23 protein-coding genes are annotated in these 26148 nt (G+C 49.2%); 16 read left to right on the forward strand and 7 right to left on the reverse strand.

What is annotated here, in order from left to right:
- The first annotated feature begins 5 nt into the window (after positions 1-5).
- The 5 genes from AC3WQ3_RS11310 to AC3WQ3_RS11330 all read left to right on the forward strand — a co-directional run bounded on the left by AC3WQ3_RS11310 (position 6) and on the right by AC3WQ3_RS11330 (position 4663).
- Positions 6-689, forward strand: a complete 684-nt coding sequence (locus AC3WQ3_RS11310; protein WP_492472309.1) for a response regulator transcription factor — start codon at positions 6-8, stop codon at positions 687-689.
- A complete protein-coding gene (locus AC3WQ3_RS11315) occupies positions 686-2200 on the forward strand; it encodes a HAMP domain-containing sensor histidine kinase (RefSeq protein ID WP_492472310.1) in 1515 nt (504 codons plus the stop codon). The genes AC3WQ3_RS11310 and AC3WQ3_RS11315 overlap by 4 nt, the downstream gene beginning before the upstream one ends.
- A gap of 99 nt (positions 2201-2299) precedes the next feature.
- The gene (locus tag AC3WQ3_RS11320; protein WP_336783760.1) at positions 2300-3214 is read left to right on the forward strand and encodes an ABC transporter ATP-binding protein; all 915 of its coding nucleotides are present in this window, start codon (positions 2300-2302) and stop codon (positions 3212-3214) included.
- Complete coding sequence (locus tag AC3WQ3_RS11325) at positions 3211-3927, forward strand: ABC transporter permease (RefSeq protein WP_110756779.1); 717 nt, start codon at positions 3211-3213, stop codon at positions 3925-3927. Before AC3WQ3_RS11320 ends, AC3WQ3_RS11325 begins: the two co-directional genes overlap by 4 nt.
- A gap of 1 nt (position 3928) precedes the next feature.
- The gene (locus AC3WQ3_RS11330) at positions 3929-4663 is read left to right on the forward strand and encodes an ABC transporter permease (protein WP_336783758.1); all 735 of its coding nucleotides are present in this window, start codon (positions 3929-3931) and stop codon (positions 4661-4663) included.
- 95 nt (positions 4664-4758) lie between these two features.
- Here the strand turns inward: AC3WQ3_RS11330 and AC3WQ3_RS11335 are convergent, their stop codons facing one another.
- Positions 4759-5316: an acyltransferase gene (locus tag AC3WQ3_RS11335; protein ID WP_492472311.1), complete on the reverse strand. Its 558-nt coding sequence runs from the start codon at positions 5314-5316 to the stop codon at positions 4759-4761.
- Between the two features lie 409 nt (positions 5317-5725).
- On the opposite strand from AC3WQ3_RS11335, the gene AC3WQ3_RS11340 reads away from it, so the two are divergent.
- Positions 5726-8434: a PAS domain-containing hybrid sensor histidine kinase/response regulator gene (locus AC3WQ3_RS11340; protein ID WP_492472312.1), complete on the forward strand. Its 2709-nt coding sequence runs from the start codon at positions 5726-5728 to the stop codon at positions 8432-8434.
- 119 nt (positions 8435-8553) lie between these two features.
- Here AC3WQ3_RS11340 and AC3WQ3_RS11345 read toward each other — a convergent pair whose 3' ends face one another.
- Complete coding sequence (locus AC3WQ3_RS11345) at positions 8554-9507, reverse strand: L-lactate dehydrogenase (RefSeq protein WP_127539168.1); 954 nt, start codon at positions 9505-9507, stop codon at positions 8554-8556.
- Positions 9508-10003: 496 nt separating this feature from the next.
- Here AC3WQ3_RS11345 and AC3WQ3_RS11350 point away from each other — a divergent pair, with 496 nt between their 5' ends.
- The 4 genes from AC3WQ3_RS11350 to AC3WQ3_RS11365 all read left to right on the forward strand — a co-directional run bounded on the left by AC3WQ3_RS11350 (position 10004) and on the right by AC3WQ3_RS11365 (position 14165).
- Positions 10004-10657, forward strand: a complete 654-nt coding sequence (locus AC3WQ3_RS11350) for a MerR family transcriptional regulator (RefSeq protein WP_492472313.1) — start codon at positions 10004-10006, stop codon at positions 10655-10657.
- Positions 10658-10801: 144 nt separating this feature from the next.
- Positions 10802-11620 (forward strand): serine/threonine protein kinase, encoded by an 819-nt coding sequence (locus AC3WQ3_RS11355; RefSeq protein WP_492472314.1) that lies wholly within the window; start codon positions 10802-10804, stop codon positions 11618-11620.
- A gap of 518 nt (positions 11621-12138) precedes the next feature.
- Entirely contained in the window at positions 12139-12888 is a 750-nt protein-coding gene (map, locus tag AC3WQ3_RS11360) for a type I methionyl aminopeptidase (protein WP_154896565.1), read from the forward strand.
- 257 nt (positions 12889-13145) lie between these two features.
- Positions 13146-14165, forward strand: a complete 1020-nt coding sequence (locus AC3WQ3_RS11365) for an NADP-dependent oxidoreductase (RefSeq protein WP_492472315.1) — start codon at positions 13146-13148, stop codon at positions 14163-14165.
- 114 nt (positions 14166-14279) lie between these two features.
- Here AC3WQ3_RS11365 and AC3WQ3_RS11370 read toward each other — a convergent pair whose 3' ends face one another.
- Complete coding sequence (locus tag AC3WQ3_RS11370; protein WP_336783752.1) at positions 14280-14765, reverse strand: CcdC family protein; 486 nt, start codon at positions 14763-14765, stop codon at positions 14280-14282.
- Positions 14766-15066: 301 nt separating this feature from the next.
- On the opposite strand from AC3WQ3_RS11370, the gene AC3WQ3_RS11375 reads away from it, so the two are divergent.
- A complete protein-coding gene (locus AC3WQ3_RS11375; RefSeq protein ID WP_492472316.1) occupies positions 15067-16200 on the forward strand; it encodes a hypothetical protein in 1134 nt (377 codons plus the stop codon).
- 86 nt (positions 16201-16286) lie between these two features.
- On the opposite strand, the gene AC3WQ3_RS11380 is transcribed toward AC3WQ3_RS11375, so the two are convergent.
- Both AC3WQ3_RS11380 and AC3WQ3_RS11385 read right to left on the reverse strand, forming a co-directional pair.
- Entirely contained in the window at positions 16287-16859 is a 573-nt protein-coding gene (locus AC3WQ3_RS11380) for a TetR/AcrR family transcriptional regulator (RefSeq protein ID WP_492472317.1), read from the reverse strand.
- The gene (locus tag AC3WQ3_RS11385; protein ID WP_492472318.1) at positions 16856-17581 is read right to left on the reverse strand and encodes an MBL fold metallo-hydrolase; all 726 of its coding nucleotides are present in this window, start codon (positions 17579-17581) and stop codon (positions 16856-16858) included. Before AC3WQ3_RS11385 ends, AC3WQ3_RS11380 begins: the two co-directional genes overlap by 4 nt.
- Before the next feature lie 418 nt (positions 17582-17999).
- On the opposite strand from AC3WQ3_RS11385, the gene AC3WQ3_RS11390 reads away from it, so the two are divergent.
- Together AC3WQ3_RS11390 and AC3WQ3_RS11395 are read left to right on the forward strand one after the other, a co-directional pair.
- The gene (locus AC3WQ3_RS11390) at positions 18000-18458 is read left to right on the forward strand and encodes an Rrf2 family transcriptional regulator (protein WP_154896569.1); all 459 of its coding nucleotides are present in this window, start codon (positions 18000-18002) and stop codon (positions 18456-18458) included.
- 213 nt (positions 18459-18671) lie between these two features.
- A complete protein-coding gene (locus AC3WQ3_RS11395) occupies positions 18672-19298 on the forward strand; it encodes a nitroreductase family protein (RefSeq protein ID WP_492472319.1) in 627 nt (208 codons plus the stop codon).
- 116 nt (positions 19299-19414) lie between these two features.
- Here the strand turns inward: AC3WQ3_RS11395 and AC3WQ3_RS11400 are convergent, their stop codons facing one another.
- Both AC3WQ3_RS11400 and AC3WQ3_RS11405 read right to left on the reverse strand, forming a co-directional pair.
- Positions 19415-20098: an S-layer homology domain-containing protein gene (locus AC3WQ3_RS11400; protein ID WP_336783748.1), complete on the reverse strand. Its 684-nt coding sequence runs from the start codon at positions 20096-20098 to the stop codon at positions 19415-19417.
- Between the two features lie 138 nt (positions 20099-20236).
- Positions 20237-21088, reverse strand: a complete 852-nt coding sequence (locus AC3WQ3_RS11405; RefSeq protein ID WP_336783747.1) for an AraC family transcriptional regulator — start codon at positions 21086-21088, stop codon at positions 20237-20239.
- A gap of 268 nt (positions 21089-21356) precedes the next feature.
- Between AC3WQ3_RS11405 and AC3WQ3_RS11410 the strand changes: the two genes are divergently transcribed.
- The 3 genes from AC3WQ3_RS11410 to AC3WQ3_RS11420 all read left to right on the forward strand — a co-directional run bounded on the left by AC3WQ3_RS11410 (position 21357) and on the right by AC3WQ3_RS11420 (position 26124).
- Positions 21357-22412: a lactonase family protein gene (locus AC3WQ3_RS11410; protein WP_492472320.1), complete on the forward strand. Its 1056-nt coding sequence runs from the start codon at positions 21357-21359 to the stop codon at positions 22410-22412.
- A 348-nt stretch (positions 22413-22760) separates the two neighbouring features.
- Complete coding sequence (locus AC3WQ3_RS11415) at positions 22761-24569, forward strand: rhamnogalacturonan lyase (RefSeq protein WP_492472377.1); 1809 nt, start codon at positions 22761-22763, stop codon at positions 24567-24569.
- A gap of 475 nt (positions 24570-25044) precedes the next feature.
- Positions 25045-26124 carry a sulfate ABC transporter substrate-binding protein gene (locus AC3WQ3_RS11420; RefSeq protein ID WP_127539182.1) on the forward strand — a complete coding sequence of 360 codons (1080 nt, stop codon included), beginning with the start codon at positions 25045-25047 and terminating at the stop codon, positions 26122-26124.
- Positions 26125-26148: the final 24 nt, after the last annotated feature.

The following is a 26148-nucleotide window of genomic DNA, read 5'->3' on the forward strand; positions in this document are numbered from 1 at the left end:
TACGCATGAAAACAAAACTGCTATACATTGAGGACGATACGGAAATCGCGACATGGGTCAGAGCTGACCTGGAGGAACGCGGTTATGAGGTCATATGGCTGGGAAGCGGTGAGGGGGCTGCCGAAGCTGCCGGGGACTGCTGCCTAATTATTTTGGATGTCATGCTGCCTGGGCTGGATGGATTTACGGTAGGACAGAGGCTCAAAAAGGAACACCCTTCCGTGCCCATCGTCATGCTTTCGGCCAGAACCTCCATCGATGACAAGCTGCATGGGCTTGATTTTGCTGATGATTATGTAACCAAGCCGTTTCATCCCGATGAGCTTGCTGCACGAATTGAAGTGCAGCTGCGCAAGGCAGGGACCACCGTTTCGTCCGATGCTGCCCTGAAGCTGGATCACCTGTCCATCTATGAGAAGGACAATCGGATCGTCAATGAGGAGACGGGGGAGGAGATTATTTTATCGGGAAAACAATTTCACATCTTCGCGTACCTGCTCAGGCATATGGGCATGATCCGTACGAAAGAACAGATTTATGAGGCTGTCTGGAATGAGCCTTATCTGGATGGGGATAAGACATTAATGGTACATATTCGCCATCTGCGCGAGAAGCTTGAACGGGATCCGGCCAATCCGTCGGTTATTCAAACCGTACGCGGGGTTGGATACCGTGTGAAGAAACCATGATCAGACGGTTCAGAAAGCGAGAGAATCCGAAGGGTCAGAGCGAAGGGGAAAATACAGGGAAACGTAAGTTTCGATTTGGCCAATCACTCATGTCCCGTTATATGATTCTGATCTTGTGTGCCGTTTTATTTGTTCCCGTCGTACTTCCCATTACCTCCATCGTATATGTGGTGATTGTGAATAACATGGGCAAGAGCAGTAATACTGCTCCTTACGGTGACGTTACCCATATAAGCAATCTCTGGTCCAATGAATCGAAGAAGCTGGAACAGGCAGCACCTGCCAAGGTAGATCAACGCATACAACAGTTACATGCCCAATATCCCAAATCTTCGATGTACAGAGTGGATGAAAATGGGGAGACCGTGTTTATTCTTGGGGGTGAAGGTGTAGAAGTAGTTGAAACTCCGGCAAATGGCTCAACCCTGACTACTCTGAAATGGCCGCTGGATGATCAGAAAAAGGTAGAAACCCGCATTCCCGCAGTATGGGATGCATCCTACACGCTGGCATTCATGAAGGAGGCCGTCTACCGTGACCCGTTAACCGTCGTTTCGTTTATAGGTGGAGGCAATGAGGACAAGGGAAAAGGCTTCATGGTCATTGAAGTGCCGAGATATCTGCTCCAAAAATCCCAGAGCAACTGGCCGATGGAGCTCCTGTATCTTGGTTTGCTGATGACGATTATTTTTCTGTTCTTCATTGTGATGTCCATTCTGTTTTTTGCACGGATTCGCAAACGCCTGATCCGTCTGCAGACAGCCATGATTACGCCAGGTAAGGAAGGCATTCCGCTTCCTGTTGATATTCGCAGATCGGACGAGATAGGTCAGCTGGAAGACTCCTTCAATCAGATGGTGTATCAGTTGACCGAAAGCCGTCACAGGGAACGTGAGGAGGAACAATTCCGCAAACGTCTCATTGCAGGACTCTCCCATGATTTGCGTACGCCACTAACGGTCATTCGTGGACATATGCATGCTCTTCACAAGGAAGCGCTCAGCGATAAGGGAATTAGTTCATTGTCACGCATGGAGTCCAAGATGGATGATCTAAGTGGACTTATTGATAACATGTTATCGTACAATCTGCTGGCGAGTGGTAAGTATACACTGAAGCTGGAAGAGAAAGATGTTTTTCGGATCGTTAGAGAAACGGCCGCGGCATGGTATCCCGTATGGGAGAGAGAGCAGTTCGACATCGATATTGACCTGCCGGATGATCCGCTGATCTGGCGTGTGGATGAACAGGGCATGCGTCGTATTCTGGATAACCTGTTTCAGAATGTGGTTCGGTATGCAGGAGACGGAAAATACATTGGCATATCCACTGAACGGATTCATGACAGAGCAGCTCTGGTTATTCGGGATCAGGGTCCGGGTATGCAGCAAGAGGTGGGGGCGAAAGGTACAGGTCTCGGGCTGTCCATTGTGGATCTGCTCGTTCGCGAGATGGGCCTGCGTAAAAAGGTGGATAGCTCACCCGAAGGAGTTCGGATATTTATTTATTAACCTTAGGTCTGACCTTGCAGTATTTAAACTAAACTTAAACTTCGGACAACTGTAGTTTTAACCTTGGACGGTTACGATGATATCCGAGGTGATTAAACAGTGAGTGATAACATTATTCAAACGGCTAATTTATGGAAAACATATCGGGATCGTGCGGCGGTTCGTGAATTGGATCTGCATATTAAGAAAGGGGATATCTACGGTTTTCTGGGACCCAACGGTGCGGGTAAAACAACAACCATCCGCATGCTGCTGGGCTTGATCAAACCGACAAAAGGTGTCATTCGTGTCTTCGATAAAGACATTCGGAAGGATCGCATGGATATCCTGAGCCGTGTCGGCTCGCTCGTGGAGTATCCGTCCTACTATGGCCATCTGAATGCGGTGGAGAATCTGGAGGCATTGCGCCGGATCCTGAACGTGCCCAAATCGAGAATTGCCGAGGTCCTGTCCATTGTCGACCTGACGAGGGATGCGAAACGCTCGGTTAAAGGATATTCGCTTGGAATGAAGCAGAGGCTCGGAATAGCAAGTGCCTTGCTGGGCCAGCCGGAACTGCTGATATTGGATGAACCTACGAATGGACTGGATCCGGCCGGTATTCAGGAGATCCGGGAGTTAATTAAGCGCATGCCGCTGGAACACGGGATTACGGTATTGGTATCAAGTCACTTGCTCAGTGAAGTGGAGCAGATGGCCAGCCGGGTTGGGATTATTCGCGAAGGCAAAATGGTCCTTCAGGATACAATTGCGAATTTGCACAGCCAGACAGGCAGCTCCATCCGATTGACCGTCTCCGAGCCGGAGGAAGCGATGAAGCTGGCGAGAGAACAAGGACAATTTGGTCAGCGTCAAGGGTCTGAGCTGACATTTCCATACATGGACAACAGTGCGATTGCGCTGCTGGTACGCAGGCTGGTTGAGCAAGATCACGCTATTTACAGGGTGGAGGAGCACCGACAGTCTCTCGAAGACCTCTTCATGCGGGTCATTGGTGAGGGGGCTATGGTATGACGGGACGTGCACTATCGTCGGACTGGCTCAAAATTCGTGGCAAGGGCATTTGGTTTCTTGTATTTCTCGCACCCATCGGACTTACCTTAATGCAGGCTCTGAACTTTGGACTCCGTCTGGATTATTTAAAAGGAATATATGGGGATAATCTGTGGAATGGGCTTCTGGAGAATGTGGTTGTTTTTGTACCGCTAGCATTAATGCTTGGCGCAACGATCCTGAGCTCCATGATTGCCAATGTTGAGCATGAGCAAGGTTCATGGAAGCAGCTTCTGGCCATGCCGATTCCGAGACCAGCAGTATATCTGGCGAAGTTCTTATTGGCGTGTATACTGCTTGTGATCTCTTGTCTTCTTTTGACTGCCGGAATCGTGATTCTGGGCCTCGTGTTCGGGTTCAATGCCGGAGACATTCCCTGGATTCAAGCATTCAAGCTGGGCCTGCTGCCACTGGCCGGTGCACTTCCTGTACTATCCATTGAATTGTGGCTAACGATGGTTGCCAAAAATCAGGCACTTCCGGTGACCTTGGGCATTGTCCTTGCGATCACAGGTATGTTCGCACTTAGTATCTCACCAATCTTCCCGCTCGCATGGGCACAGATGGCATGGAATGGACCGAATCCATTCATGTACGCAGGGATGGGATTGGCGGCGGGGATCCTGATTATGCTGCTTGGAATGATGCATTTCAGCCGGAAGGATGTGGCTTAGGATGAACTTTGCTGCGACGTATTTCCGAATCCTGTCCTCTGAACGGCTGAAAATGGGCAAATCACCTGTATGGCTCTTGATTCTGTTGAGTCCTTTGTTAGCTTTGCTTATTGGGCTTCTCAGTGAGCCATCAGGACAGTGGAAAGTTCTGATGGGAACAATGGTCTTTTTGCATGGAATGCTGCTCATGCCGATCCTGACGGGGGTATTCACTTCATTTGTCTGCCGCTTCGAACATGCTGGTGGGGGATGGAAGCAAATGCTGGTGCTGCCTCTCACCCGGACAGGCGTTTATGCAGGCAAGCTGACGATCGTCATTTTACTGCTGCTTTGCACCCAAGTGTTACTGCTGGGATCCATTCTGCTGGCAGGATTTATTCAGGGTCTAACCGAGCCCATACCCTGGGAATGGATTGGGGGCAAATTGCTGCTGGGCCTGTTCGCCTGCCTGCCCCTTGCCGGTTTGCAAATGTTAGTTTCCCTGATCTGGAGCAGCTTCGCAGCACCCCTTGCTCTGAATTTTGCCTTGACTGTACCGAACATCCTGATTGTGAACTCGGCGACATTCGGTCCGTTCTATCCTTGGGCTCAGCCGATGCTGCTGATGACAGAGGCGGAAGGCGGAGGATTCGGAGCCTACAATGTACCGCTGGGTACGCTCCTTGCAGTAGTTGGAGGGAGTGCAGTGCTGTTTATTTTGATCGGAGTTTTGTATTTTAGAAAAAAAGAAATCTAGGATTGCACGATGTTAAAAACAGATCTTCATTAAAACAAGATCCCCCAAGACCGTCCACCGAGCAAGGATGATGTGCGGACAGGGGGATCTTTTCTTTATCTCAACCAACCTTCGTGTATGGTAAGTTCACGAATCACCTTTGCCGGTGTTCCGGCAACCAATGTATTGTCGGGTACATCCTTGGTGACCGTACTCCCCGCGGCAACGACAGCATTTTTTCCTATGGTTACTCCGGGAAGGACCAATGCGCCGGTTCCGATCCAGGCGTTGTCTTTAATGATGATTTTTTTGGCCATGCTGCTCCCGTCATCCAGAGAGTCAATCCTATGATAGGCACTATCGAATATGCTTGTCCTTGGTCCAATCATGACGTTATTGCCAATGGAGATCTCGACATTGGCAGCAATCCCCACCCCGGCATTAATCATGACGTCATCCCCGATGGTTAACCTTGCCCCTTTGACAACCGTCAGCTGTGTCCCCCAAGGCTTTCCAATGATATTGAGTCGTTTGCCCACATGGAGATCACCAAATTTATTCAGGTAAACCTTGCCTCGTATTCGTGGCAGCAGCCTAAGTGACGGCTGAATTCTTCCAAATAAGGCCATTCCTCTTACCTTCCCATAAGCAACTTTAACTCGATTGGGCAGCATAATCTCCATCCTCTCCAAAAACTAGCCGCGTCCTGTTGCGCTGATTATGAATTAGGTAATGTTTATACAGGACAGGCATGCTCTATGTGTATCGATTATAGCTGAAATGATACATAATGTATCTATGACATTGTAACTAATATCCAGATTTTCAAAGCCAATTTTGGACTTCCGGAACAATCATTTAATTTTGATTTTGAAATAAAGAATGTAAGGTTCCATCTTTTTCAAGTTGGGATATTACAAATTTAAACGAGATTGTAAGCAAAATCAGACTGGAATCTGGTAAAATAAAAAAAGCTGTTTCTAGGCAGCTATACATGGTTATTCGAGGGTAGATACTTAATACTAAAAATGGCTTTTTAGAATGTTTAGAAAAAGATACAGGCTGAGAAAAGAGGGGTAAGCCTTGGATATTAATAAAACGGAAACCCTGAAGCGGATTATTTCTGAGGGAAGTTCTTACCAATCATTGTTTTTTAATCACCCGGATGCCATATATGTGATGGACATCCATGGAAACTATATCGATGCTAATCCATCAGTAGAGCGAATATCAGGCTATACGCTTGACGAGCTGATGCGTATGAATCCAGGTCAGGTCTGTCCACCAGACAGTGAACAGTCGAGGCAGGAATATATTAACGAGGTCATTACTGGCCGTTCAGTCAGTAACAGTATAACGTTTTATCATAAAAATGGAGCTGTAAGACAAGCTGAAATTACCTACGTGCCCATAACAGCGGGAGAAGAGGTTGTAGGCATCTATGGTATTGCCAAAGATGTGACGGATATTGTTGAAGTGGAACGGAAACTCCAGGAGACGCAAGAAAAGTATCAGGTGCTTGCTGAGCACGCCCAGGATCTGATTACGACAAGTGCGCTGGATGGCAAACTGCTTTACGTTTCCCCATCCGTGTATTCTTTGCTCGGATATCGACCGGAAGAAGTGACAGGCAAGTCCTTCAAGGATTATTGCTATCCCGGAGATTTCCCGGATCCGATGGAGCTGTCTGAGATTGGCAACGGCTGCAAAATGCGCGTGCGGCACAAGAAAGGTCACTATATCTGGATGGAAACTCTGGCTAAGCCAGTAGCTGGAGAGAAGGGAAGAGGCATTCAGATCGTAAGCATAAGCCGTGATATTACCCAGCATAAGGATGCGGACAGACGTCTGAGAGAGAGTCGTCAGCGGTATAAATCCTTGTTCGAGCACAATCCAGCTGCGGTGTATTCATTAAATCTTGAAGGTAAGTATAGTGCGGTGAATCGTAATCTGGTTAAAATGCTCAACATTCCTCGCGGCAAGCTGATCGGACAATCGTTTCTGTCCAATCTCGATCCATGTGAGGTAGGGCGCGGCAAATCCTACTTTGATCTGGTGAAGCAGGGTAAACCGCAGCATTATGAAACGCGTATTGTGAATTCCATGGGGAAGACGTTCGATGCATCCATTATCAATGTGCCGATTATCGTCGATCAGGAACTGGTTGGAGTGTACGGAATATTGTCTGATATTACCGAACGCAAGGAGTATATGGATCGTATTCAGGAACTCAGCAAACAGCATGCGCTGATTCTGAATTCCGTTACAGAAGGCATATATGGTCTGGATGCGGAAGGAACCACCATGTTTATGAACCCGGCGGCGGCTTCCATGTTTGGGTATGAAGTGGAAGAGTTTATCGGCAAAAGCGCCCATCCGATCATCCATCACTCCCGTGCGGATGGAAGTTATTTTCCTAAAGAAGAATGTCCAATTCACATGACCGTTATGGATGGACAAAGACGCTCGGTCAAGGAAGATGTATTCTGGCGCAAGGATGGCAGCAGCTTCCTGGTGGAATACCAGGTTACACCGATTATTGATCAGGAACAGATTCAGGGCGTAGTCATTGTGTTCAATGATGTAACCGGAGAGCGTGAAATTGTGCGCGCCAAGGAGACGGCTGAGCTTGCAGCGCAGGCCAAGTCAGAGTTCCTGTCGATGGTAAGTCATGAGATTCGTACGCCGATGAACGGGATTGTGGGCATGACCGAACTGCTGATAGGAACCGATCTGTCGGAAGAGCAGCGGGAATATGCCCAGATTATTCAGGAGAGCGGAGATGCACTGCTGAATATTTTGAATGACATTCTGGATTTCAGCAAACTGGAGTCGGGTAAGATGGCTCTTGCATATGAACCATTCTCTCTACGCAAAATGCTGGAGCAGGTGGCAGAGCTGTTTAAAATTCGGGCAGACGAAAAACAGCTGCAGCTCAGGTATCGTCTGAATCCAAGCATTCCAGAATTCATGGTGGGTGATGCCATGCGTATCCGTCAAATTCTGGTCAATCTGGTTAGTAACGCACTGAAATTCACGGATAAGGGCAGCATCGAAGTCAATGTGGATATCGTTAAGGGCAGAAAGCCAGAAGATAGCGTGCTTGATTTTGCAGTGAAAGACACCGGGATCGGTATTCCTGCGGACAAGCTGGATCAGTTGTTCCAATCCTTCTCCCAGCTGCACCCGGTCATTAATCGCAAGTATGGAGGTACAGGACTTGGTCTTGTTATCTCGAAGCGGCTTGTGGAGATTATGGGCGGTAGTATTAGCGTGGAGAGTGAGGACGGAAAAGGATCAACGTTCCGTTTTGCAGTACCTGCAACGAGTGTAGATTACGCGTCAGAAGACACAGCACGTCAATTCAGTCATGATCGCACACGTCAAGGTGACAAGGTGTCCATGCGTATCCTGGTAGCTGAGGATCACCCGGTGAACCGAAAAATTTTGACCGAGTATCTGGAAAAGCTGGGTTATGAAGCGGATGTATGTACCAATGGAGTCGAAGCCATTGAGGCCATCTCGCAGAATTCGTATGATATTGTGTTGATGGATATTCACATGCCGGTCATGGATGGGCTCAAGGCAACCGATCTGGTGCACCGTCTGATTCCACAGGATCGCATTCCGGCTATTATTGCCGTAACAGGCAATGCAAAACGGGAAGACAAGGAAGCGTGTCTCGAGATTGGTATGCGTGACTTCATCAGTAAACCGGTCATGCTCAGTGAACTGAAACGGGTACTTCAGCAATGGGGGCCTACAGATCAGCCCCAGCTGGCACCGAATTAAATAAAATCCTGAGATGTTAATCCAAACAGGCCAGCGATTTCTCCTAGCAGGAGGTCGCTGGCCTGTTTGATTGTTCCTGCTTTTCAATTCAGAAATGAGTCTTTAAGGCCATGGAACAATTAGGCCAAGGTCAGGCGATTAATATTGCCCGCTAAAATCTCACAGGAACGCTCGAATTTTTCACGCTCGGATGGGTCCAGATTCAATTCGATGACTTCCTGAATCCCGTTTCCTCCAATAATGGCCGGAACGCCTGCACAGACACCTTTCTGACCATATTCTCCCTCCAGAATGGCCGATACGGCAATGATTTTGTGTTCATCATTAAGGATGGAACGTGTAATATGAGCCAGGGCATTGCCAATCCCGAATTGGGTGGAACCTTTGCGGGTGAAGATCTCCCAACCGGCATCTTTGGTTTTGCGGGCAATATCATCGAGATCCAGGTGTTTGAAGCGTTCCTTATGCTGTTCCATGATGTGCATGATCGGTTTGCCTCCAATTGTTACGTGGGACCAGGCTACGAATTGGGACTCCCCGTGTTCCCCGAGAGCATATCCGTGCACACTGCGCGGATCAATCGAAAACACTTCGGATAGCAGCGTTTTGAGCCGGGAGGAATCGATGGAAGTCCCTGTGCCAATGACATGCTCACGCGGAAGGCCGGACAATTTCCATACCATATAAGTTACTATGTCAACCGGATTGGCTGCGACGACAAAGATACCGTTGAATCCGCTATCCATGATGGGGAGGACGATGTCTTTTGCAATCGATTCGGCCTCCTCCAGAATATCCAGACGTGTCTGGCCAGCTTTTGGATTGGCTCCTGCAGTCAGGACAATGACATCCATGTTTCCGCAATCTGCATATGTCCCGGCATATACTTTGGTACGATTATGTGTAAAATCCATACAATGCGAGAAATCCAGCGCCTGGGCAACAGCGCGGTCATACGTCCGATCCACCATCATGATTTCCCTGCATATCGACTGATTAATCATGGAATATGCACAACTTGAGCCTACAAGACCCGCCCCGATAACCGCCACTTTACCTGATTTGCCTAACACTGCCGTTCAACCCCCATATCCTAATCATGTAATTGTCCTGACTTCAAGCCATATGTTAAGTATAGTCCTTTAATTTATGCCGAAATCCGTTTCTACGTTACATAAGATAACACATGGAAAAGCTGTGCAGCAATGATATCCTCTGTCGCGGGAGCGTATTGGAGTAGTGGGGTTAACAAAATTGACATGAATATCCTGTTTTCATAAACCGACGGCGTCTGCACCAGCATAATTCGATTGTGACAGCATTCCTCCTCCATGTCGGAATAAGAGGGATTTTTACGAATAACAGACGTGACAAAACTTCTTATGAATCCCCAGAAACAGAACAAAACCGCCAAAGGGATCGAGCCAGACGTTGACGAATACCTATGGCAAGCTAAACAAAAGCGATTTGTTCATGAGACAGGTTGACCCGATCCGATGACAGTTCCAGAAGGGAACGCTGAAGCCACCATTTCGAATTCAAAAGACTTCATTCCGGGAGGGAATAATGATGATTGAAGAAGTTGGAGCAACGACGGAAACGGCCAAGAGCCTGGGCATAGGAGCCAGTACTCTTCGTAAATATGCGGCAGCACTTGAGGAACAGGGATATCGATTCGAGCGTTCCGCCAACAAGTCCAGATTGTTTAGATCGGACGATATTCAGTGCATTGAACGATTAATGACGGAGCTGAGGGAACATAACCTGCCGCTTGCAGATGCCGTGGTGACGGTCCTGTCCCCGAATGTGCCAGAGAGCACCGTAGAGATGACTTCTGAGAAGGAATGTGCAGCAGCCGTGCTGCCTGCCGTATTCCCTGAAGAAACGGAGCCGACTGGCCATCTCCGGTCCTATGAAGGTCTGGGTCAGCTTGTGAATGAAGTGACCTTCGGAATGATCGAGCCACAGGATGATCGTGTGCAAATGCTCCAGCAGCGGGTGGATGAGCTGGAGTTAACGCTGAAGCAGCTTGCTGATACGCATACGGCTCTCCAGGATCAGATGGAGAAGCAGCGTCTATGGATGAATGAGAAGTTGGAAGAAGAACGGGATCGTGAACTGGTCACCAATCTGCGCAGCTTCCAGGGCCGTAAACGCAAACCGAAAGGGACTTCACTGCGTATGCTCTTTGGCTTGCTGCCCAAGAAACACAAGGAAGCGTGAGGGCAGAGGGGCTGCCGTGATTTCGTGCAGGCAGCCTGATATAATAGGCTCCATAGTACAACAGGAAAACTGGCTGTTAGGACTGCTCGAATGTGCCTGTGAAGGGTCGCGTGAAGTTCAGAAGTCGCCAGTGTGGGAGGACAAGTGGAGCTGCAACGAAGCTGGCAAAGATTTGTGGGTCTGTGGACAGACCGTCCTCGGCAAGAAGGTTCTCTGATCTCGGGACGTTACCGAATTCAGGAGCTGCTTGGTATGGGAAGTTATGGACTCACCTATTTGTGTATCGACGAACTGAATGGCAAGGAAGTGGCGTTAAAGGAATCGAAGCCCAGCAAAGGCAGACTTTCTGCCCGGTTGCTGGAACGAGAAGCGGACGTGATGAGCCTGATGGATCACCCGGCCATCCCGAAGCTGCTGCATGCATTTATATATAAGAGGAGAAGCTACATTTCCACAGAGTATATCCGGGGAGAGACACTGGAACAGTGTATATTTGAACAGGGCCGAAAGTATACAGAGCAGGAATGCTTGGCACTGGCTCTCCAACTGCTGGAGCCTGTGGTCCATGTTCACGAGCGGGGATATATCCATGGGGATGTGCGGATACCCAACGTTATTTTGCGTGATGAGCGTGTACATTTGATTGACTTCGGTCTGGCACGGCGTATGGGGGAGCCGTTGCTGCCTGAGCTGAAGCGAAGAATGCGGGAACTGCCCATGCCGGAGGATGAGCCGGCTGCACCTGATCAGGATCTGCAGGATCTGGGACACTTTCTTCTGTTTATGCTGTACTCGGCATATGAGCCGGAGAAGGGCAAGGCACCTGCAAGCTGGCAGGAAGAACTGAAGCTTACGCCTGGTTTGCACCACATGCTGGAGAGACTGCTGGGGCTTCGCCCGGGATACACAGAAGGAGCACCTGAATTACAGGCCGAGATAGAACGCCTGCTGGATTCTTATTAAAAGTGAATCGGAAACGCCAATAGGGGATGTTCTGCTGCCGTGAGATACGGCTGGCTGAACATCCCCTATTGGCGTATATCATCATTGCAGCACCATATTAGCTGGAGCTGTACTTTCTGCTTTTGTAATAACCGGAGCCATGGCGGTTATCCCTGTATTTCATATCGGACGATGAATATCGTTTATAGCTTCGTTTGCCTGAGGAGCTGCTGTAGCGTTTATAGGAGCGTCTGTCCGAGGAGCTATAGCGCCTTCGGTGTGATGAAGATTTCGAATCAAGGAGTTTGCCAATAATTTTTTTGAACATGCAAGATCATCCTTTCGTCTTCCGTTTTAAGCATATACGCAGCCTTTGGGGGGAGGGTTTCGTGTTTTTTATGGAATGTGGTATTCATTGCACACGAGGTTGGCGTATAATAGGATGTTGGTGCTTTACAGATCGTACGAATTTTTTATTTTTTGCGTTTCGCGTTACAATAGAAGACAGGATAAGATCATAACGGACAGGAGAAGTTGTAATGATTACGTTAAAAACCAAAGAGCAGATACAGAATATGAAAAAGGCGGGCGAAATTCTCGCCGCGTGCCATAAAGAAATTGCGAAAATGATTCGTCCAGGGATCACCACCCAGGAGATTGACCAGTTCGCAGAAGCTTTTATGAAGAAAAATGGCGCAACACCGGAGCAAAAAGGGTACAACGGGTACCAATATGCGACATGTGCGTCTGTAAACGACGTGATTTGTCATGGCTTTCCGGGAAAATACGTACTGCAAGAAGGCGATATCGTGACGATTGATATGGTCGTGAATCTGAATGGCTGGCTGGCCGATTCTGCCTGGTCTTATGCAGTGGGTCAAGTGACACCGGAAGCCCAGCATCTGCTGGATGTCACCAAAACGTCCCTCTACAAAGGCATTGAGCTTGCCGTAGTTGGCAACCGGATCGGTGATATTTCCCATGCCATTCAGACGTATGCTGAAGGGGAGGGCTTGTCTGTCGTACGTGAGTTTATCGGTCATGGCATTGGCGAGAAAATGCATGAAGAACCACAGGTGCCTCACTATGGTCCACCACATCGTGGTCCCCGCCTCAAAGAAGGCATGGTCATTACCATTGAGCCCATGCTGAACATTGGAACGTACCGCAGCAAGCTGGATGCGGATGGCTGGACAGCCCGTACGCAGGACGGAAGCCTGTCTGCTCAATACGAGCACACCATTGCCATCACAGCAGATGGTCCTGTAATTTTGACTGCGCAGGAATAGTGAATCAATTATGGCAATAGAATGAGATTTGATGTTTTCAAGGCGGCCCACGTTTGTGATCCGCCTGTTTCGGTTTAAACTATTAAGAGTCAGTATTTGGCATATAGGATACAGAAAGCATCATGGGGATTCTGAATTGCTAACGGTGCCTTCCAGATCAGCTATGTCCAAATGCTCGAAAAGATAACATATAGTGCTGGTGGTATAACATATACGATGATAAGGGTTATACGCAGGCCACTGGCAACAAGGAGGTCATGAAGTTGTCTCAAAATGAACAGATCGTACTAGCATCCCGTCCGGAAGGTGCACCATCCAGGGATAATTTCAAATTCATTCAGACGCCGCTCCCTGAACCGGAAGCAGGACAGGTTCTGGTGCGTACATTATATTTGTCGGTTGACCCTTATATGCGTGGCCGTATGAAGGATACGAAGTCTTACGCACCTCCATACGCGCTGAATGAAGTGATCAAAGGTGGGGCCATCGGACAAGTGGTGGACTCGTCAGAACCCAATCTGCGAAAAGGTGACTTTGTCTCCGGCATGTGGGGCTGGCAGCGGTATGCAGCTGTCAACACGGGAGATCTCTCGCTGATCGATACGGAGGAAGCGCCGCTTACAGCCTATCTTGGTGCCCTCGGCCTGACGGGCCTGACGGCTTATTTTGGTATGGAGGATATCGGCAAACCGAAGGATGGCGAAACGGTGGTGGTATCCGGCGCAGCGGGAGCCGTCGGTATGATCGCCGGCCAGATCGGCAAGATTGTCGGAGCAAGAGTGGTTGGAATCGCAGGTTCTGACGAAAAATGCGCATATCTGAAAGAAAAGCTCGGGTTTGATGTGGTCCTCAACTACAAGCGGGAGAATGACATGTCCGCAGCGATCGAACGGGTATGTCCAGATGGGGTAGACGTCTACTTCGACAATGTTGGCGGTGACATTTCGGATGCGGTACTCAGACATATCAACCGAAATGCACGTATTCCGCTGTGTGGGCAGATTTCGTCCTACAATTTGGAGAAACCGGACATCGGCATGAGACCACAGACGCTGCTATTGACCAACACGGCGCTGATGAAAGGATTTCTGCTCGGGGACTATGCCAAATCCTTCAAAGAAGGACGCGCCAAATTGGCAAAATGGATGAAGGAAGGTCTCATTCAGTATGAGGAGAACATTGTAGAGGGATTTGAACAAACACCTGAAGCCTTCATGGGTCTTTTCTCGGGAGATAACCTGGGTAAACAGCTGGTGAAAGTTGCAGGTCCCGAGTAAGATCGTGCGCTACCCTATGTGCCATGAATCAAGGCCAGATAAACAACAAAAAGACACGTTCCGCATGCGTACATGCCGAGAACGTGTCTTTTTTGACGTCGTCGCTAGTTAGGCTCAAGCCGATGCAGCGACAACTTCTTTGTAGTGTTTGTACATATATACCCGCCAGCGCACAATCATGCCGAAGGCCAGAAGGAAGAATAATCCGCCTGTTTGCGGGATGGTAACGTACTGCTGAATGACTTCATGCAGGATCAGGCGTACCGCCAGCAAACCAAGCAGAATGAAAGCAAAGCTGCGGGAACGGGTCGCGAATATCTCCTCGTTTACCTTTTCAAACCGGGTACTGCGAATGAGAGGATAGGAGAAGATGAACCAGCCAACCAAAAATGCAATGACAGCCCACCATAGTGGAAAATGCGTTTCCGGGACAACAAACATCAAAAATCCGGTACTCATGCCCAGTGGGGGAATCAGAATTTTGCGTATAGTCACCGGCCTGTGACTGGCTTTCATCCGAATGAAAATGGCAAGCAATGCCATGATGAGCATACCCAGGGTTGCACCGATCTGAAGGTAAGACGGACTGATTTGAGCCACGAAAGTATCCCTCTTTCTGGAATAATATATGTTCCGTACATCCGGATCATCAAACAAATCATAGAATTTAATGTTTCTATATATAGATTCTATTATATCACAAACCAAGAAAGCCGATAGAATGCTTAGTGCATTATTTGCCCGAATACGGTATAACGAGATTAACACAGTTTGGCATTGGAAATTTGTATTATTTTGTCCAATGCAGGTGCATTTATGCGAACAAGGGCAATACAGGTAATCAAGCACGATATCGATGCACAAAGAGAGCAAGCAAGACACCCTGGGAGGAAGACACAGCATGAAAAGAAACCACAGGCCGCTAACCTTATGGTTGCTGGCTTGTCTGACACTGATATCGGTCGGTCTGGTTGTCCCCTGGATCTGGTGGCAATCTCAAGCACCAGTGCTGCTGAACATCATGATAATAGACAAAACGAATGCTAATGCACCTTCTCCGGGATATAAGGGCCTGGTTTGGCTGTTAAATCAACAGAAGATTGTACAGAAGACTGGAGAACGATACGTTTATGACGAAAATGAGGATGAGGTTAACCTCCTAGAGCATGCTTCTCCAATAACGAAAAAACTTCCGGACGAAGTCACTGAAACCGATCTGATCTATCTGGCTTCATCGAAAACAAATGCTGGACCTCCTGTTAATTTCAGAACGAAGAAGGTCGAGGAGGACGCAGGATTAACGGTTTATGATGTCCTTAAAATTCGCGAAGCAGCCAGCAGAGGGGTCGCAGTCGTTGCAGAGTATAATACACAATCCTTATGGACGTCGGATAACGTCAGGGAACAGCTGCATCCCATTTTGGGCTTGAAGAGCAGCGGGTGGCGAGGAAAATATATATCCAATCTGCAGAGCCGAGTTCAAGTGCCTGAACAGGTACGTATGGATTATGAGCGTATTGCTGGGCAGGCTTGGCCATACTCCGGAAAGGGCATTCTCCTGGTGCATGAAGATGGCCGGGTCATCGTGCTGCGTGGCGGCAAGGATGTCGGGGCAGCAGAGATCAAGCTGTCCTTTACGGAGAAAGGCAGGCAGTGGAGCGGCATTCAGCAGGAGTTCCAATATACCAGCTGGTTCGATGTTGTCGTGCCGGATTCGCCAGAATCGATACTGGCAAGATATAAAATGAGCCTGACTCAAGAAGGACGGCAGAAGCTGATTAATGCCGGTATTCCGGGTGATTTTCCGGCCATCCTTCGCAATGATGGAGATTATCAGTCGTATTATATGACAGGTTCATTCGGAGAGATGGAGCATTACTCATTCTGGCGCAGGATCAAGGGATGGGATGTCATCAGAGAGTGGCTTACACCGAATCGAAAAGAAATACCGGATATGTTTTACTGGAAGGTGTACGTGCCTGTCATGAAGCAGATTCTGAAGGAAATTCAAGCCGAAGAGCGTGTGTGGCCATAGGGAAAGACCGTTCGGAGAGAAAGGCCGAAGGTAGAAAGGGATGCAGTGTAGTGCTGCATCCCTTTTCAAATATTTACGGTGCAGAGTCAGTCCTGATGCAGATGCTGCAGTCCGTTAAGGAAGGCCTGGACAGTCAGGTGCAGGCTCTCATTGGAATCGAAATCCATGTTGAACCCGCCCTGGGCTTCAATGGATGCGAAGCCATGGCACAGGCTCCTTAATCCGCGCACCGCATGCAGCGCTTCGGCTTCGGTGAGCGGGTAGGGCTGCAATGCATGCAGCAGAATGTCCAGCGTAGCTGCACTGGCTTCGGCAAGCTCCGGTTCATGGATATCCGGAGCGTGGAACGAGGCTTCGTACAGCCCTGGATGCTGGCGGACAAAGCCGATATAAGCTGCGGCGATGGCCTGTATGGCCTCGTCGCCCGTGCGTTCAGCGGCAGCCGTGGCAAGTGCCTGGCTGAGCTGTAGTACAGACATCAGCGCCAGTTCCTGGCGAAGCCCGGGAAGCCCGCTGATGTGGTTGTACAGCGACGGGGAGCGCACGTCCAGCCGCTGGGCCAGTGCGGCCAGGGTCAGCGCCTGGAAGCCGTCGCTGTCGGCAAGCTGTGCCGCGGCACTTAGCAGTGTGCCGCGATCCAGCCCCTGCCGCGGGCTCACAGGTGCCCCCCGGCAGGGCGCAGCCGCTGCTCCGCATCAGCCGCTGCCGCACGCATGGCGGCCCCTGGCTGGTGCAGCATCCGTCCGTGGCCTACCGCCAGCACGGACGGTTCCAGCTCGGCCAGGTGCTTCGCGCTGGCCAGAGCCAGTTCCCGGTTCCACGTCGCAAGCGCAGGGAACGGGAAGAGCGGGCGCACGCGGCCGGAGACGGCGAGGCCGCCATGCAGCTGATACGCGTCGCCGGCAATGAGCACGCGGCTGCGCGTGTCCATGAAGGCCATATGCCCGGGCGTATGGCCTGGAGAAGCAATCGCGATCAGGGAGCCAATGCGATCGCCGTCTTCCAGCAGCCGGTCCGGACGGGTGCGGATGCCTTTCGGTACACTGCCGCGTACTGGGGTCTGGGGTTCTCCCGGAAGCAGGGCAGCATCTCCGGCCAGCAGCCTGGCATCCCGGCTGGAGATAGAGACTTCTGCTGAAGGGACTGCCTCCTTGAGGCCATCCAGCGCACCGACATGGTCGTCATGGGCATGGGTCAGAATAATCCGGGTGATCGGTTTACCAAGGGACTTGGCGGTAGCAAGAATCCCCTTCAGACTAAATGGCATCCCCGCATCAATAACGGTTACACCATCTTCTTCTTCCACGATATAGACGTTCACAGGGAAAAGACGGGGGAGAAAGGAAATCTGAATAACGTCATGTTCACGAGTTAATCTCATGCAATGGGCCTCCTAAAACTAATGGTATTAGTAATATAACTAATGTCATTAGTTTTTGCAAGATGCCCCGTAAAATAAAAAAAATGGAGGAAAATCTCCTCTTTACAAAAAAAGCGTTTTCAAATTGAGGAATACCGATTATAATGATGACGTAAGCCCTTTCATATGTCTATCTTTTTGGAGCCATTCGCGATGCGATTGGCTCACTTTTTTGTTCATTTTGTATAGAAATACGGTTACTTTCGTAAAATGACCTTGTTCTGTTTGAGGATCATAAATGCTGCTATGACAGGGAATCCTGGGCCTGTTTGAACGGGGGAACAGAAGTTGACAAACATAACTGTTATTCCTATAATAACAGTTGAACTTACCTTGTGTTTTACTACATCGGTGATTGCTGCCGGGAAGGGAGTAAGTGATGAACAGTGAATTTACCATTGCCGTCCATTGTCTGGTTTTTCTGTCCATGAAGGATGAGTGCATGGCGAACAGTGAAGACCTGTCCCATAGCGTCGGTACGCACCCGGCGAGAGTACGCAAGGTTCTTAGTGTGCTGCGGAAGAATGGTTATCTGACCACCAAGGAAGGTGCTCACGGCGGATACCTGCTCAGTCGTCCGAGCGAAGAGATCAAGCTTGGGGAGTTGTACCGTCTGGTTGCCGGCGGCTCACTTGGGCCCAATTGGTGTTCCGGAGAGTCCGGTTCCAATTGCATCGTATCCTCTAACATGCAGGATGTCATGGGGAGCATCTATGATGGCGGTGAGGATGCGCTAACTTCCTATTTCGACAGTATATCGATTGAGGATGTGAAGCATCGTATCGGAAATGGGGAAGCATGCTCTTCGTCCAAGAATGAATTGTCGTCGAACGGTTAATTGGCATGGACGTTGTCCCGGGGAAATGAGATTCATGGATGTTTAGGAGATTCCGGGCATAACGTGAACACAGATGGGTGCGATCCTCTGCGCTGATGTTATTTTCGGAAGGTGGGTATCTCGTAGAGATCACTTGATATGGCCTTGCGAACATAAATGGAAACAACAGAAATGATAAGATATAATAAAAAACAATTTTGGGGAGTGGAATGAATGTCCAGCATTGAAAACAATGAAACACTGCGCGTTATTAACGAACGTCATTCAGTCAAGAAATATGAAGCCGGATTTGTTATGCCAGAGGAGGATCTCACTGCAATCCTGACTGCAGCTTCTGAAGCTCCGTCTGCATGGAACCTGCAGCACTGGAAATTCCTTGTGATTGAATCCGAAGCGGATAAGGCTAAATTGCTGCCGATCGCTTATGGTCAAAGTCAAATCACAGAAAGCTCTGTTACGATCGCTGTACTCGGAGACCTCGAAGCCAATCGCAATGCAGTCATCTATGATCAGGCTGTTGAAGCTGGCCACTTGAAGCCTGAAATTCGCGACGCGTTGGTTGGTCAGATCAACGGCGCTTATCAAAACCAGCAAACGGCTCGCGACGAAGCGATCCGCAATGCTTCTTTTGCTTCGCAAAACATCATGCTGGCTGCGCGTTCCCTTGGCTATGATACATGCCCAATGGGTGGTTACAACCCGCAGCAACTGATCGAAACATTCAATATTCCTCCTCGCTACATTCCTACATTGCTGATCACGGTGGGTAAAGCGGCACAACCGGCTCGTCCGGCAGGTCGTTTCCCATTGTCTGATGTCGTAGTTAGAGGCTCATTCTAAAGTATTCGTATTAAAAATAGCCGCATGCCCCTCAGGGAGCATGCGGCTATTTGCTGTGAAAGGCAGGAAGGATTGGATGCTTGCCAACCATCATTTCCAGCTCTTCATTGCAATTCTTATTTCTCAGGTGTTTCCGGGATTTGCGGAGCATGGAAGCTTTCCATGTATTCGATGGCATTGTACATCATAACTGCTGCTTCTGCGCGAGTAATGGTTTCCTTCGGATTGAAGTTGCCATCCGCATCAAGCGTATTGATTTTAAGAACCAGCGAGCGCTGAACAGCACCCTGATACTCTGGAGTAAGCTCCTGTTCATCTGTAATTTCTACCGGTTTGATATTAATCATCGGCAGGCCGCCTTTGGCTTCGATTCCCTTCATCAGGAACAGAGTGAATTGTTCACGTGTCATTTCTGCAGCTGGATCGATATCCTTGGGCATCTGAATTCCATTATACTGGGCACGAACGAAGGCATCGCTGTACCATACACCGTCCTTGACGTTGCTGAAGGTATCACTCGGGAGCGGTTGTTTGATAAAACGGATGGCATCCAGGTTCAGATCGAGACCATCGGTAATCAGCTGCACTCCTTGTGCAGTATTTAATTGCTGTTCCGGTTTGAACAAGCTGTCGCTCACTCCCTTGATCAATCCATCCTGATGCAGAGCTTCAATTTTGTCAGCACCTGCAATACCTTGAAGGTCCGTAAAATGGGCTTGAGCAGCGTTAATCGGGCCAGCACTCAGGGAGAGTGTGAGCAGTGCTCCGGCAGTTATAGTGGCTAGTATATTTTTTTTCATGTTGAAATCGCCTCACTTTTCTAGGGAGTCCCTTTGTATAAAAGCTATTTTCCCTATAGACGACCCTTGTCTAAAAAAGGTTGCTGCAATTTTCCAACAGATGATTCGCATTATTTCAAGTAACAAGGGAATGCACAACTAACCCTTGGATTTGTTGCGATACTCCGTGGGTGAACGTCCCATCATTTTGCTGAACAGTCGTGAGAAATAATAAGGGTCCTTGAACCCCAGTTCGGAGCTGATCTGTTTGACGGTCCAGTCCGTAAAATCAAGATAACGGCAGGAATGCTGGATTTTGAGTCGCAGGAAATAATCTATGGGTGAATGTCCGGTTGCCTGCTTGAACAGTTGTGAATAATGGGGTGCTGATAACTGGGCCTGTGCTGCTAGCTCCTTTAACGTCAATCCGCGCTCCAGGTGTTCCAGCATATACTGGACCGATTGCTCTGCTGCTCGTTTGCTGCTGATCATGCTGACCCCTGTTCCCTGACCATAGGCCAGCATACCGAGCATATAGCCCGTAATCTGCGAAGCGTATATCATGGCTTGCAGGGAGTACCCGGTTTCCAGTGCATCATAGCATTCATGGAACAGCTCCAGCCATTTGGGGGCTTTGGAAGGAACGATGGCAGAGATTTTATGGGCCAGGAGCAGTTCAATATAGGTAGAAGCGTGTTCGCCACGCAGATGAATCCAGTAGATGCTCCAGGGTTCAGCCGCATTAGCCCCGTAAACGTGGGCCATATATGCAGGCAAGATGACCAGGTCACCTGCATGTACAACTTGGGGTTTGCTGCCATCTAATTCGTACCATCCTGTTCCTTGTACGCAATACATGAGAATATGGGAGTCACATCCTTGAGGCCGATCCCGGTAATGATGCTCTGCTTCATGGAAATATCCGATATCCGTAACGTACAGCCCTGAAGTTACTGGGTATCGAGCTGCTTCATCGAGCAGAGGATCAGGCAGTACAATGAGTTTTTGCATAGGGAATCCAGCAGATTTGCGCAGTGTGGTTGTACGGTTGTAAGGTCTCATACTTGTATTATGGTGAGGGAGGATGGGGGAGTCAATGACGGATATGCAAGCGTTCACAGAAATATCATGATCTTCAGAACGTTGCGTGTGTTCCGATGAAGCAGAAGCCGGTGAATTGGGTAAGTACATCATAGTGGAAGCATTAATCCAGAGCATGAACCGACTCAATGAAGAAAGATAGACATGGAATTGGAAAAGAGAAGGAGAGATGAGAGATATGGAACAAGCAGCAGCGAATGAAACATTTTTCTATACAGGAACTTATGCATCAGCAGATCAACCAGGGATTGTACTGTGCGCACTGGATGCAGATACAGGTGAGATGAGAATCGTCAGTCACACAGAGGGTGTGGACAACCCATCCTATCTCGCATTATGCCCAGATGCTAACTGTCTGTACGTTGCGAGTGAAACCGATGAGGGAGAGGTGCTTGTATATCGCAGGGATACGGCAACGAGTGAACTGCATCTGATGGATCGCAAACTGACCAAAGGGGCTTCTCCTTGCTATGTGTCGGTCACCAAGGATGGCAAATGGGTGCTGACTTCGAACTACAGCAGCGGTAGTGTGAATGTATTCCCGGTAGGGGATCAAGGGACGCTTGAAGAGATGAGTGCACTGGTTGAACATACGGGCAGAGGGAAGAACGATGATCGTCAGGAAGGACCTCATGCTCATTCCATACAGCCGGACCCGTCCGGACAGTATGCGGTCGTATGTGACCTTGGGCTCGACCAGATTATTGTTTACCGTATGGAAGAAGGAAGGCTGGTCACACACCGCGAGACAAATCAGCCTCCTGGTTCAGGTCCAAGACATTTGGTTTTCCATCCGAGTGGGAAATGGGCGTATGTCATTAATGAGCTGAACAACACGGTTACCGCATTCATGTATGATGAGCGGAGAGGTGAGTTTAATACGCTGCAGCATATCTCCACGCTGCCTGAAGGGCATTCGGGAGAAGGAACAGCTGCAGATATCCGTGTATCCCCTTGCGGCCGTTTCCTGTATGCTTCCAACCGCGGCGATAACAGCATCGTGCTGTATCATATTGATCAGGAATCCGGAAAATTGGAAGCCGTGGAATGGACGTCGACCATCGGTCAGACTCCTCGTAACTTCAATTTGATGCCAGGCGGCATTCTGCTCGTGGCCAATCAGGATAGCAACAATATTGTTGCATTTCAGATTGATGGGGAAGATGGGCGCCTGACGCACAATGGATTTAAACTCGAAGTGTCCCGTCCGGTATGCATTACGCCTGTGGTATAAGCTGCAGTGTTGCAATTGAGCAGATTCAAATCCGATTACTCAAGACCATGCATGGGCCTGATCCAGCATGGTCTTTTTATTTTTTATTATTCAATGTATCCCGAGAGTTCAAGGTATTCCGAAGAATACAAAATCAAAGTGCTTACGACACAAAATTACTAATTTAGACCTATAGATGGAATTAAATGTTTAATTTAGAATGAAATTATTAAAGCGCTTACATAAAGATGACGCTAAGGGGACAACGGGCTTACCAATTCCATTTGGGGAGGCTATTATTCTATGTTGAATCGATTGTCTTGGAGAAGGGCGCTGCGAATTACCGGAATAGCCCTGCTAAGTTCAGCCATGCTGACGACTGCGTTAGGACTGGGGAACACACCGGTAACCGAGGCGGCGGGTACGCGTCAGATGGAGTTTCTGGACCGTGGGGTGGTTGCGGTAAAGACAGGTACGGGTGTATTTGTCAGCTGGCGTCTTTTGGGTACGGAAGGATCCAATGTTTTGTTCAATGTATATCGGGATGGAACCAAAGTGAACGCATCCCCCATAACCAATAGCACGAACCTTCAGGACGCCAGCGGGACAAGCAGTTCCAAATATACGGTTCGGGCTGTAGTGGGCGGAACCGAGCAGTCGGCTTCGGCTGCTGCGAGTGTATGGGGAAACAACTACCTGTCTGTGCCTCTCAGCATACCATCGGGCGGGACAACACCGGATGGGGTGGCTTATACGTATAGCGCCAATGATGCCAGTGCAGGCGATCTGGACGGCGACGGGGAGTATGAACTAATCGTGAAGTGGGACCCCTCCAACTCCAAGGATAACTCTCAGAGTGGATATACCGGTGAAGTATTTATCGATGCCTATAAATTGAACGGGACACGTTTATGGCGAATTAGTCTCGGCAAAAATATCCGCGCAGGTGCTCATTATACCCAGTTCATGGTGTATGACCTGGATGGAGACGGCAAGGCCGAGGTTGCGATGAAAACGGCTGATGGCAGCAAGGATGGCACCGGTACGGTCATTGGCGATGCTAGCAAGGACTACCGCAACTCCAGCGGATACGTGCTTTCCGGGCCGGAATTCCTGACCATTTTCAATGGACAGACTGGCAAAGCGCTCTCCACAGTGAACTATGAACCGGCACGGGGCAACGTATCCGATTGGGGAGATAATTATGGCAACCGGGTAGACCGTTTTCTTGCAGCGATTGCCTACCTGGATGGAGAACGCCCAAGTCTGGTTATGGCACGTGGGTACTATACGCGTACGGTGCTTGTAGCCTACAATTGGCGGAATGGGCAGCTGACGAAGCAGTGGACATTTGATTCGAATACATCCGGCAATTCGGGGTATGCCGGGCAGGGGAATCATAATCTGAGCGTAGCGGACGTGGATGGAGACGGCAAGGATGAGATTATCTACGGTGCCATGGCGGTAGATGACAACGGAAAAGGATTGTACACAACAGGGCTTCATCATGGCGATGCCATGCATCTAAGTGACCTGGACCCCGACCGTGCCGGGCTTGAGGTATTTCAGGTTCATGAGACCCCGTCCAATGCGGGAGTTGAATTTCGTGATGCACGTACAGGGCAGCTCATCTGGGGCATACCTACAACAAAGGATATCGGACGCGGCATGGCAGCGGATATCGACCCGAGATATAAGGGAGCTGAAGTTTGGGCGGACGGTGGTCTGTATACAGCCAAAGGACAGAAAATTGGAACAACCTTGCCTTCATCCACGAATTTTGGTATCTGGTGGGATGGAGATCTGCTGCGGGAGCTGCTGGACAGCAACCGAATCGATAAGTGGGACTATGCCAACAGTAAAACGGTTAATTTGCTGACAGCTTCAGGTGTTTCCTCCAATAACGGTACAAAATCCACACCGAATCTGCAGGCTGACCTGTTCGGGGACTGGAGGGAAGAGGTAGTATGGCGGACAAGCGATAGCTCTGCGCTGCGGATCTACACCACAACTGCGGTCACGGACAAGCGGATTTATACCCTGATGCATGATCCGGTGTATCGTCTTGGTATCGCATGGCAAAATGTTGCCTATAATCAACCGCCCCACACCGGTTTTTATTTGGGTGAAGGCATGAGCACGCCACCGGTACCCAATATTCATTATGCTGGGAAATAAGAGATAAGCATGAGCTGCGGCAACCAGAGCAAGATGCCATGTTAATCTGTTATTCCGCCTGATCCGAGGACAACAGGGTAATCCTGTTGTCCGTTTTTCATTCCATTTCAATCGGATTGAAATCCCGAAGAAATCGGAAAAAACGTTTGACAGGCCAGAGGGCTGCCCTTATGATATGCATATAACTTACTAAACAGGTAGGAATAATAAAAATGATTGCTTAACTATTGCAGCAGCAGTCATGACAGTCAGAGAAGAATAACTTGAACAGAATAACGTTCTAACCGTATCGACGGAGGAACACTGCAGCACATCATTTCTGGATGAAGCATACACGGCCTTGGGTCGGCATGACTTTGTGAGGGAGAAGTGTGCGGGTGGTTCCTCCGTCTTTTGTTCTTTTTTCGGTGCGTTCCATACTGTTCAGCCTGCCTGAGGTAGTCATTGCAGAACCATTCTGGGGGGAGTGTTGTTTATGAAAAAGAGAATTCATAAGGGTATTCTGGTTGGTCTGGCATTGGTATTAACAGGGGTACTGGCAGCGTGCGGCGCGGAGAGCAGCGGTTCCAGTGCAGCAGGAACATCGGGAGAGCAGGATAGCGGCAAGGAAGCTGCCAAAGCCATCGAGCTGCTGAATGTATCCTATGATCCGACGCGGGAACTGTATGAGCAATATAACAAGGCGTTTGCGGCGTATTGGCAAAAAGAGAAAGGCCAGGAAGTGACGATCAAGCAGTCACACGGCGGTTCCGGTAAACAGAGTCGTTCCGTGATCGATGGCTTGGACGCAGATATCGTTACACTGGCATTGGGATATGATATCGACGCGATCGAGGATAAAGGGCTGATTAATGCGGGCTGGCAGGATAAATACGAGCACAACAGCTCCCCATATACCTCAACCATTGTATTTTTGGTACGTAAAGGCAATCCGAAAGGCATCAAGGACTGGGATGATCTGATCAAAGGGGATACCCAGGTGATTACCCCGAACCCCAAAACCTCCGGCGGAGCGCGTTGGAACTATTTGGCAGCATGGGGATATGCGCTGAAAAAGAACAACAATGATGAAGAGAAGGCGAAGGAATTCGTAGGTGAACTCTTCAAGCATGCACCTGTACTTGATTCCGGGGCACGTGGCTCTACGACAACATTTGTTGAACGTGGTATCGGTGATGTGCTGCTGGCTTGGGAGAACGAAGCGTTCTTATCGGTAAAAGAGCTGGGTCCGGACAAATTCGATATCGTTGTTCCTTCCGTTAGTATCTTGGCTGAACCACCTGTAGCAATCGTGGATAAAAATGCAGACAAAAAAGGCAGCCGCGAGGTGGCAGACGCTTATCTGAAATATCTGTATAGCGAAGAGGGGCAGACCATTGCCGCGGAAAATTACTATCGCCCGACGCTGGATAGCGTGAAGGAGAAATTCAAAGACCAGTTCCCGGATGTTGAATTGTTTACACTGAATGATGTATTTGGCAATTGGCGGGATACGCAGGCCAAACATTTCAATGACGGCGGGATCTTTGACCAGATCTACGTTCCAGGCAGTTAATGTTGAACACAAAAAGAGCTCACC

This window comes from Paenibacillus sp. FW104-T2 (genome assembly GCF_058789975.1).

Bases quoted from the DNA above. Each gene is read 5' to 3' on its own strand.
- AC3WQ3_RS11310 (WP_492472309.1), top strand. From the start codon at position 6: ATGAAAACAAAACTGCTATACATTGAGGACGATACGGAAATCGCGACA.
- AC3WQ3_RS11315 (WP_492472310.1), top strand. From the start codon at position 686: ATGATCAGACGGTTCAGAAAGCGAGAGAATCCGAAGGGTCAGAGCGAA.
- AC3WQ3_RS11325 (WP_110756779.1), top strand. From the start codon at position 3,211: ATGACGGGACGTGCACTATCGTCGGACTGGCTCAAAATTCGTGGCAAG.
- AC3WQ3_RS11330 (WP_336783758.1), top strand. From the start codon at position 3,929: ATGAACTTTGCTGCGACGTATTTCCGAATCCTGTCCTCTGAACGGCTG.
- AC3WQ3_RS11335 (WP_492472311.1), bottom strand. From the start codon at position 5,316: ATGCTGCCCAATCGAGTTAAAGTTGCTTATGGGAAGGTAAGAGGAATG.
- AC3WQ3_RS11350 (WP_492472313.1), top strand. From the start codon at position 10,004: ATGATTGAAGAAGTTGGAGCAACGACGGAAACGGCCAAGAGCCTGGGC.
- map (WP_154896565.1), top strand. From the start codon at position 12,139: ATGATTACGTTAAAAACCAAAGAGCAGATACAGAATATGAAAAAGGCG.
- AC3WQ3_RS11365 (WP_492472315.1), top strand. From the start codon at position 13,146: ATGAAGTTGTCTCAAAATGAACAGATCGTACTAGCATCCCGTCCGGAA.
- AC3WQ3_RS11375 (WP_492472316.1), top strand. From the start codon at position 15,067: ATGAAAAGAAACCACAGGCCGCTAACCTTATGGTTGCTGGCTTGTCTG.
- AC3WQ3_RS11385 (WP_492472318.1), bottom strand. From the start codon at position 17,581: ATGAGATTAACTCGTGAACATGACGTTATTCAGATTTCCTTTCTCCCC.
- AC3WQ3_RS11390 (WP_154896569.1), top strand. From the start codon at position 18,000: ATGAACAGTGAATTTACCATTGCCGTCCATTGTCTGGTTTTTCTGTCC.
- AC3WQ3_RS11395 (WP_492472319.1), top strand. From the start codon at position 18,672: ATGTCCAGCATTGAAAACAATGAAACACTGCGCGTTATTAACGAACGT.
- AC3WQ3_RS11400 (WP_336783748.1), bottom strand. From the start codon at position 20,098: ATGAAAAAAAATATACTAGCCACTATAACTGCCGGAGCACTGCTCACA.
- AC3WQ3_RS11405 (WP_336783747.1), bottom strand. From the start codon at position 21,088: ATGCAAAAACTCATTGTACTGCCTGATCCTCTGCTCGATGAAGCAGCT.
- AC3WQ3_RS11410 (WP_492472320.1), top strand. From the start codon at position 21,357: ATGGAACAAGCAGCAGCGAATGAAACATTTTTCTATACAGGAACTTAT.
- AC3WQ3_RS11415 (WP_492472377.1), top strand. From the start codon at position 22,761: ATGCTGACGACTGCGTTAGGACTGGGGAACACACCGGTAACCGAGGCG.
- AC3WQ3_RS11420 (WP_127539182.1), top strand. From the start codon at position 25,045: ATGAAAAAGAGAATTCATAAGGGTATTCTGGTTGGTCTGGCATTGGTA.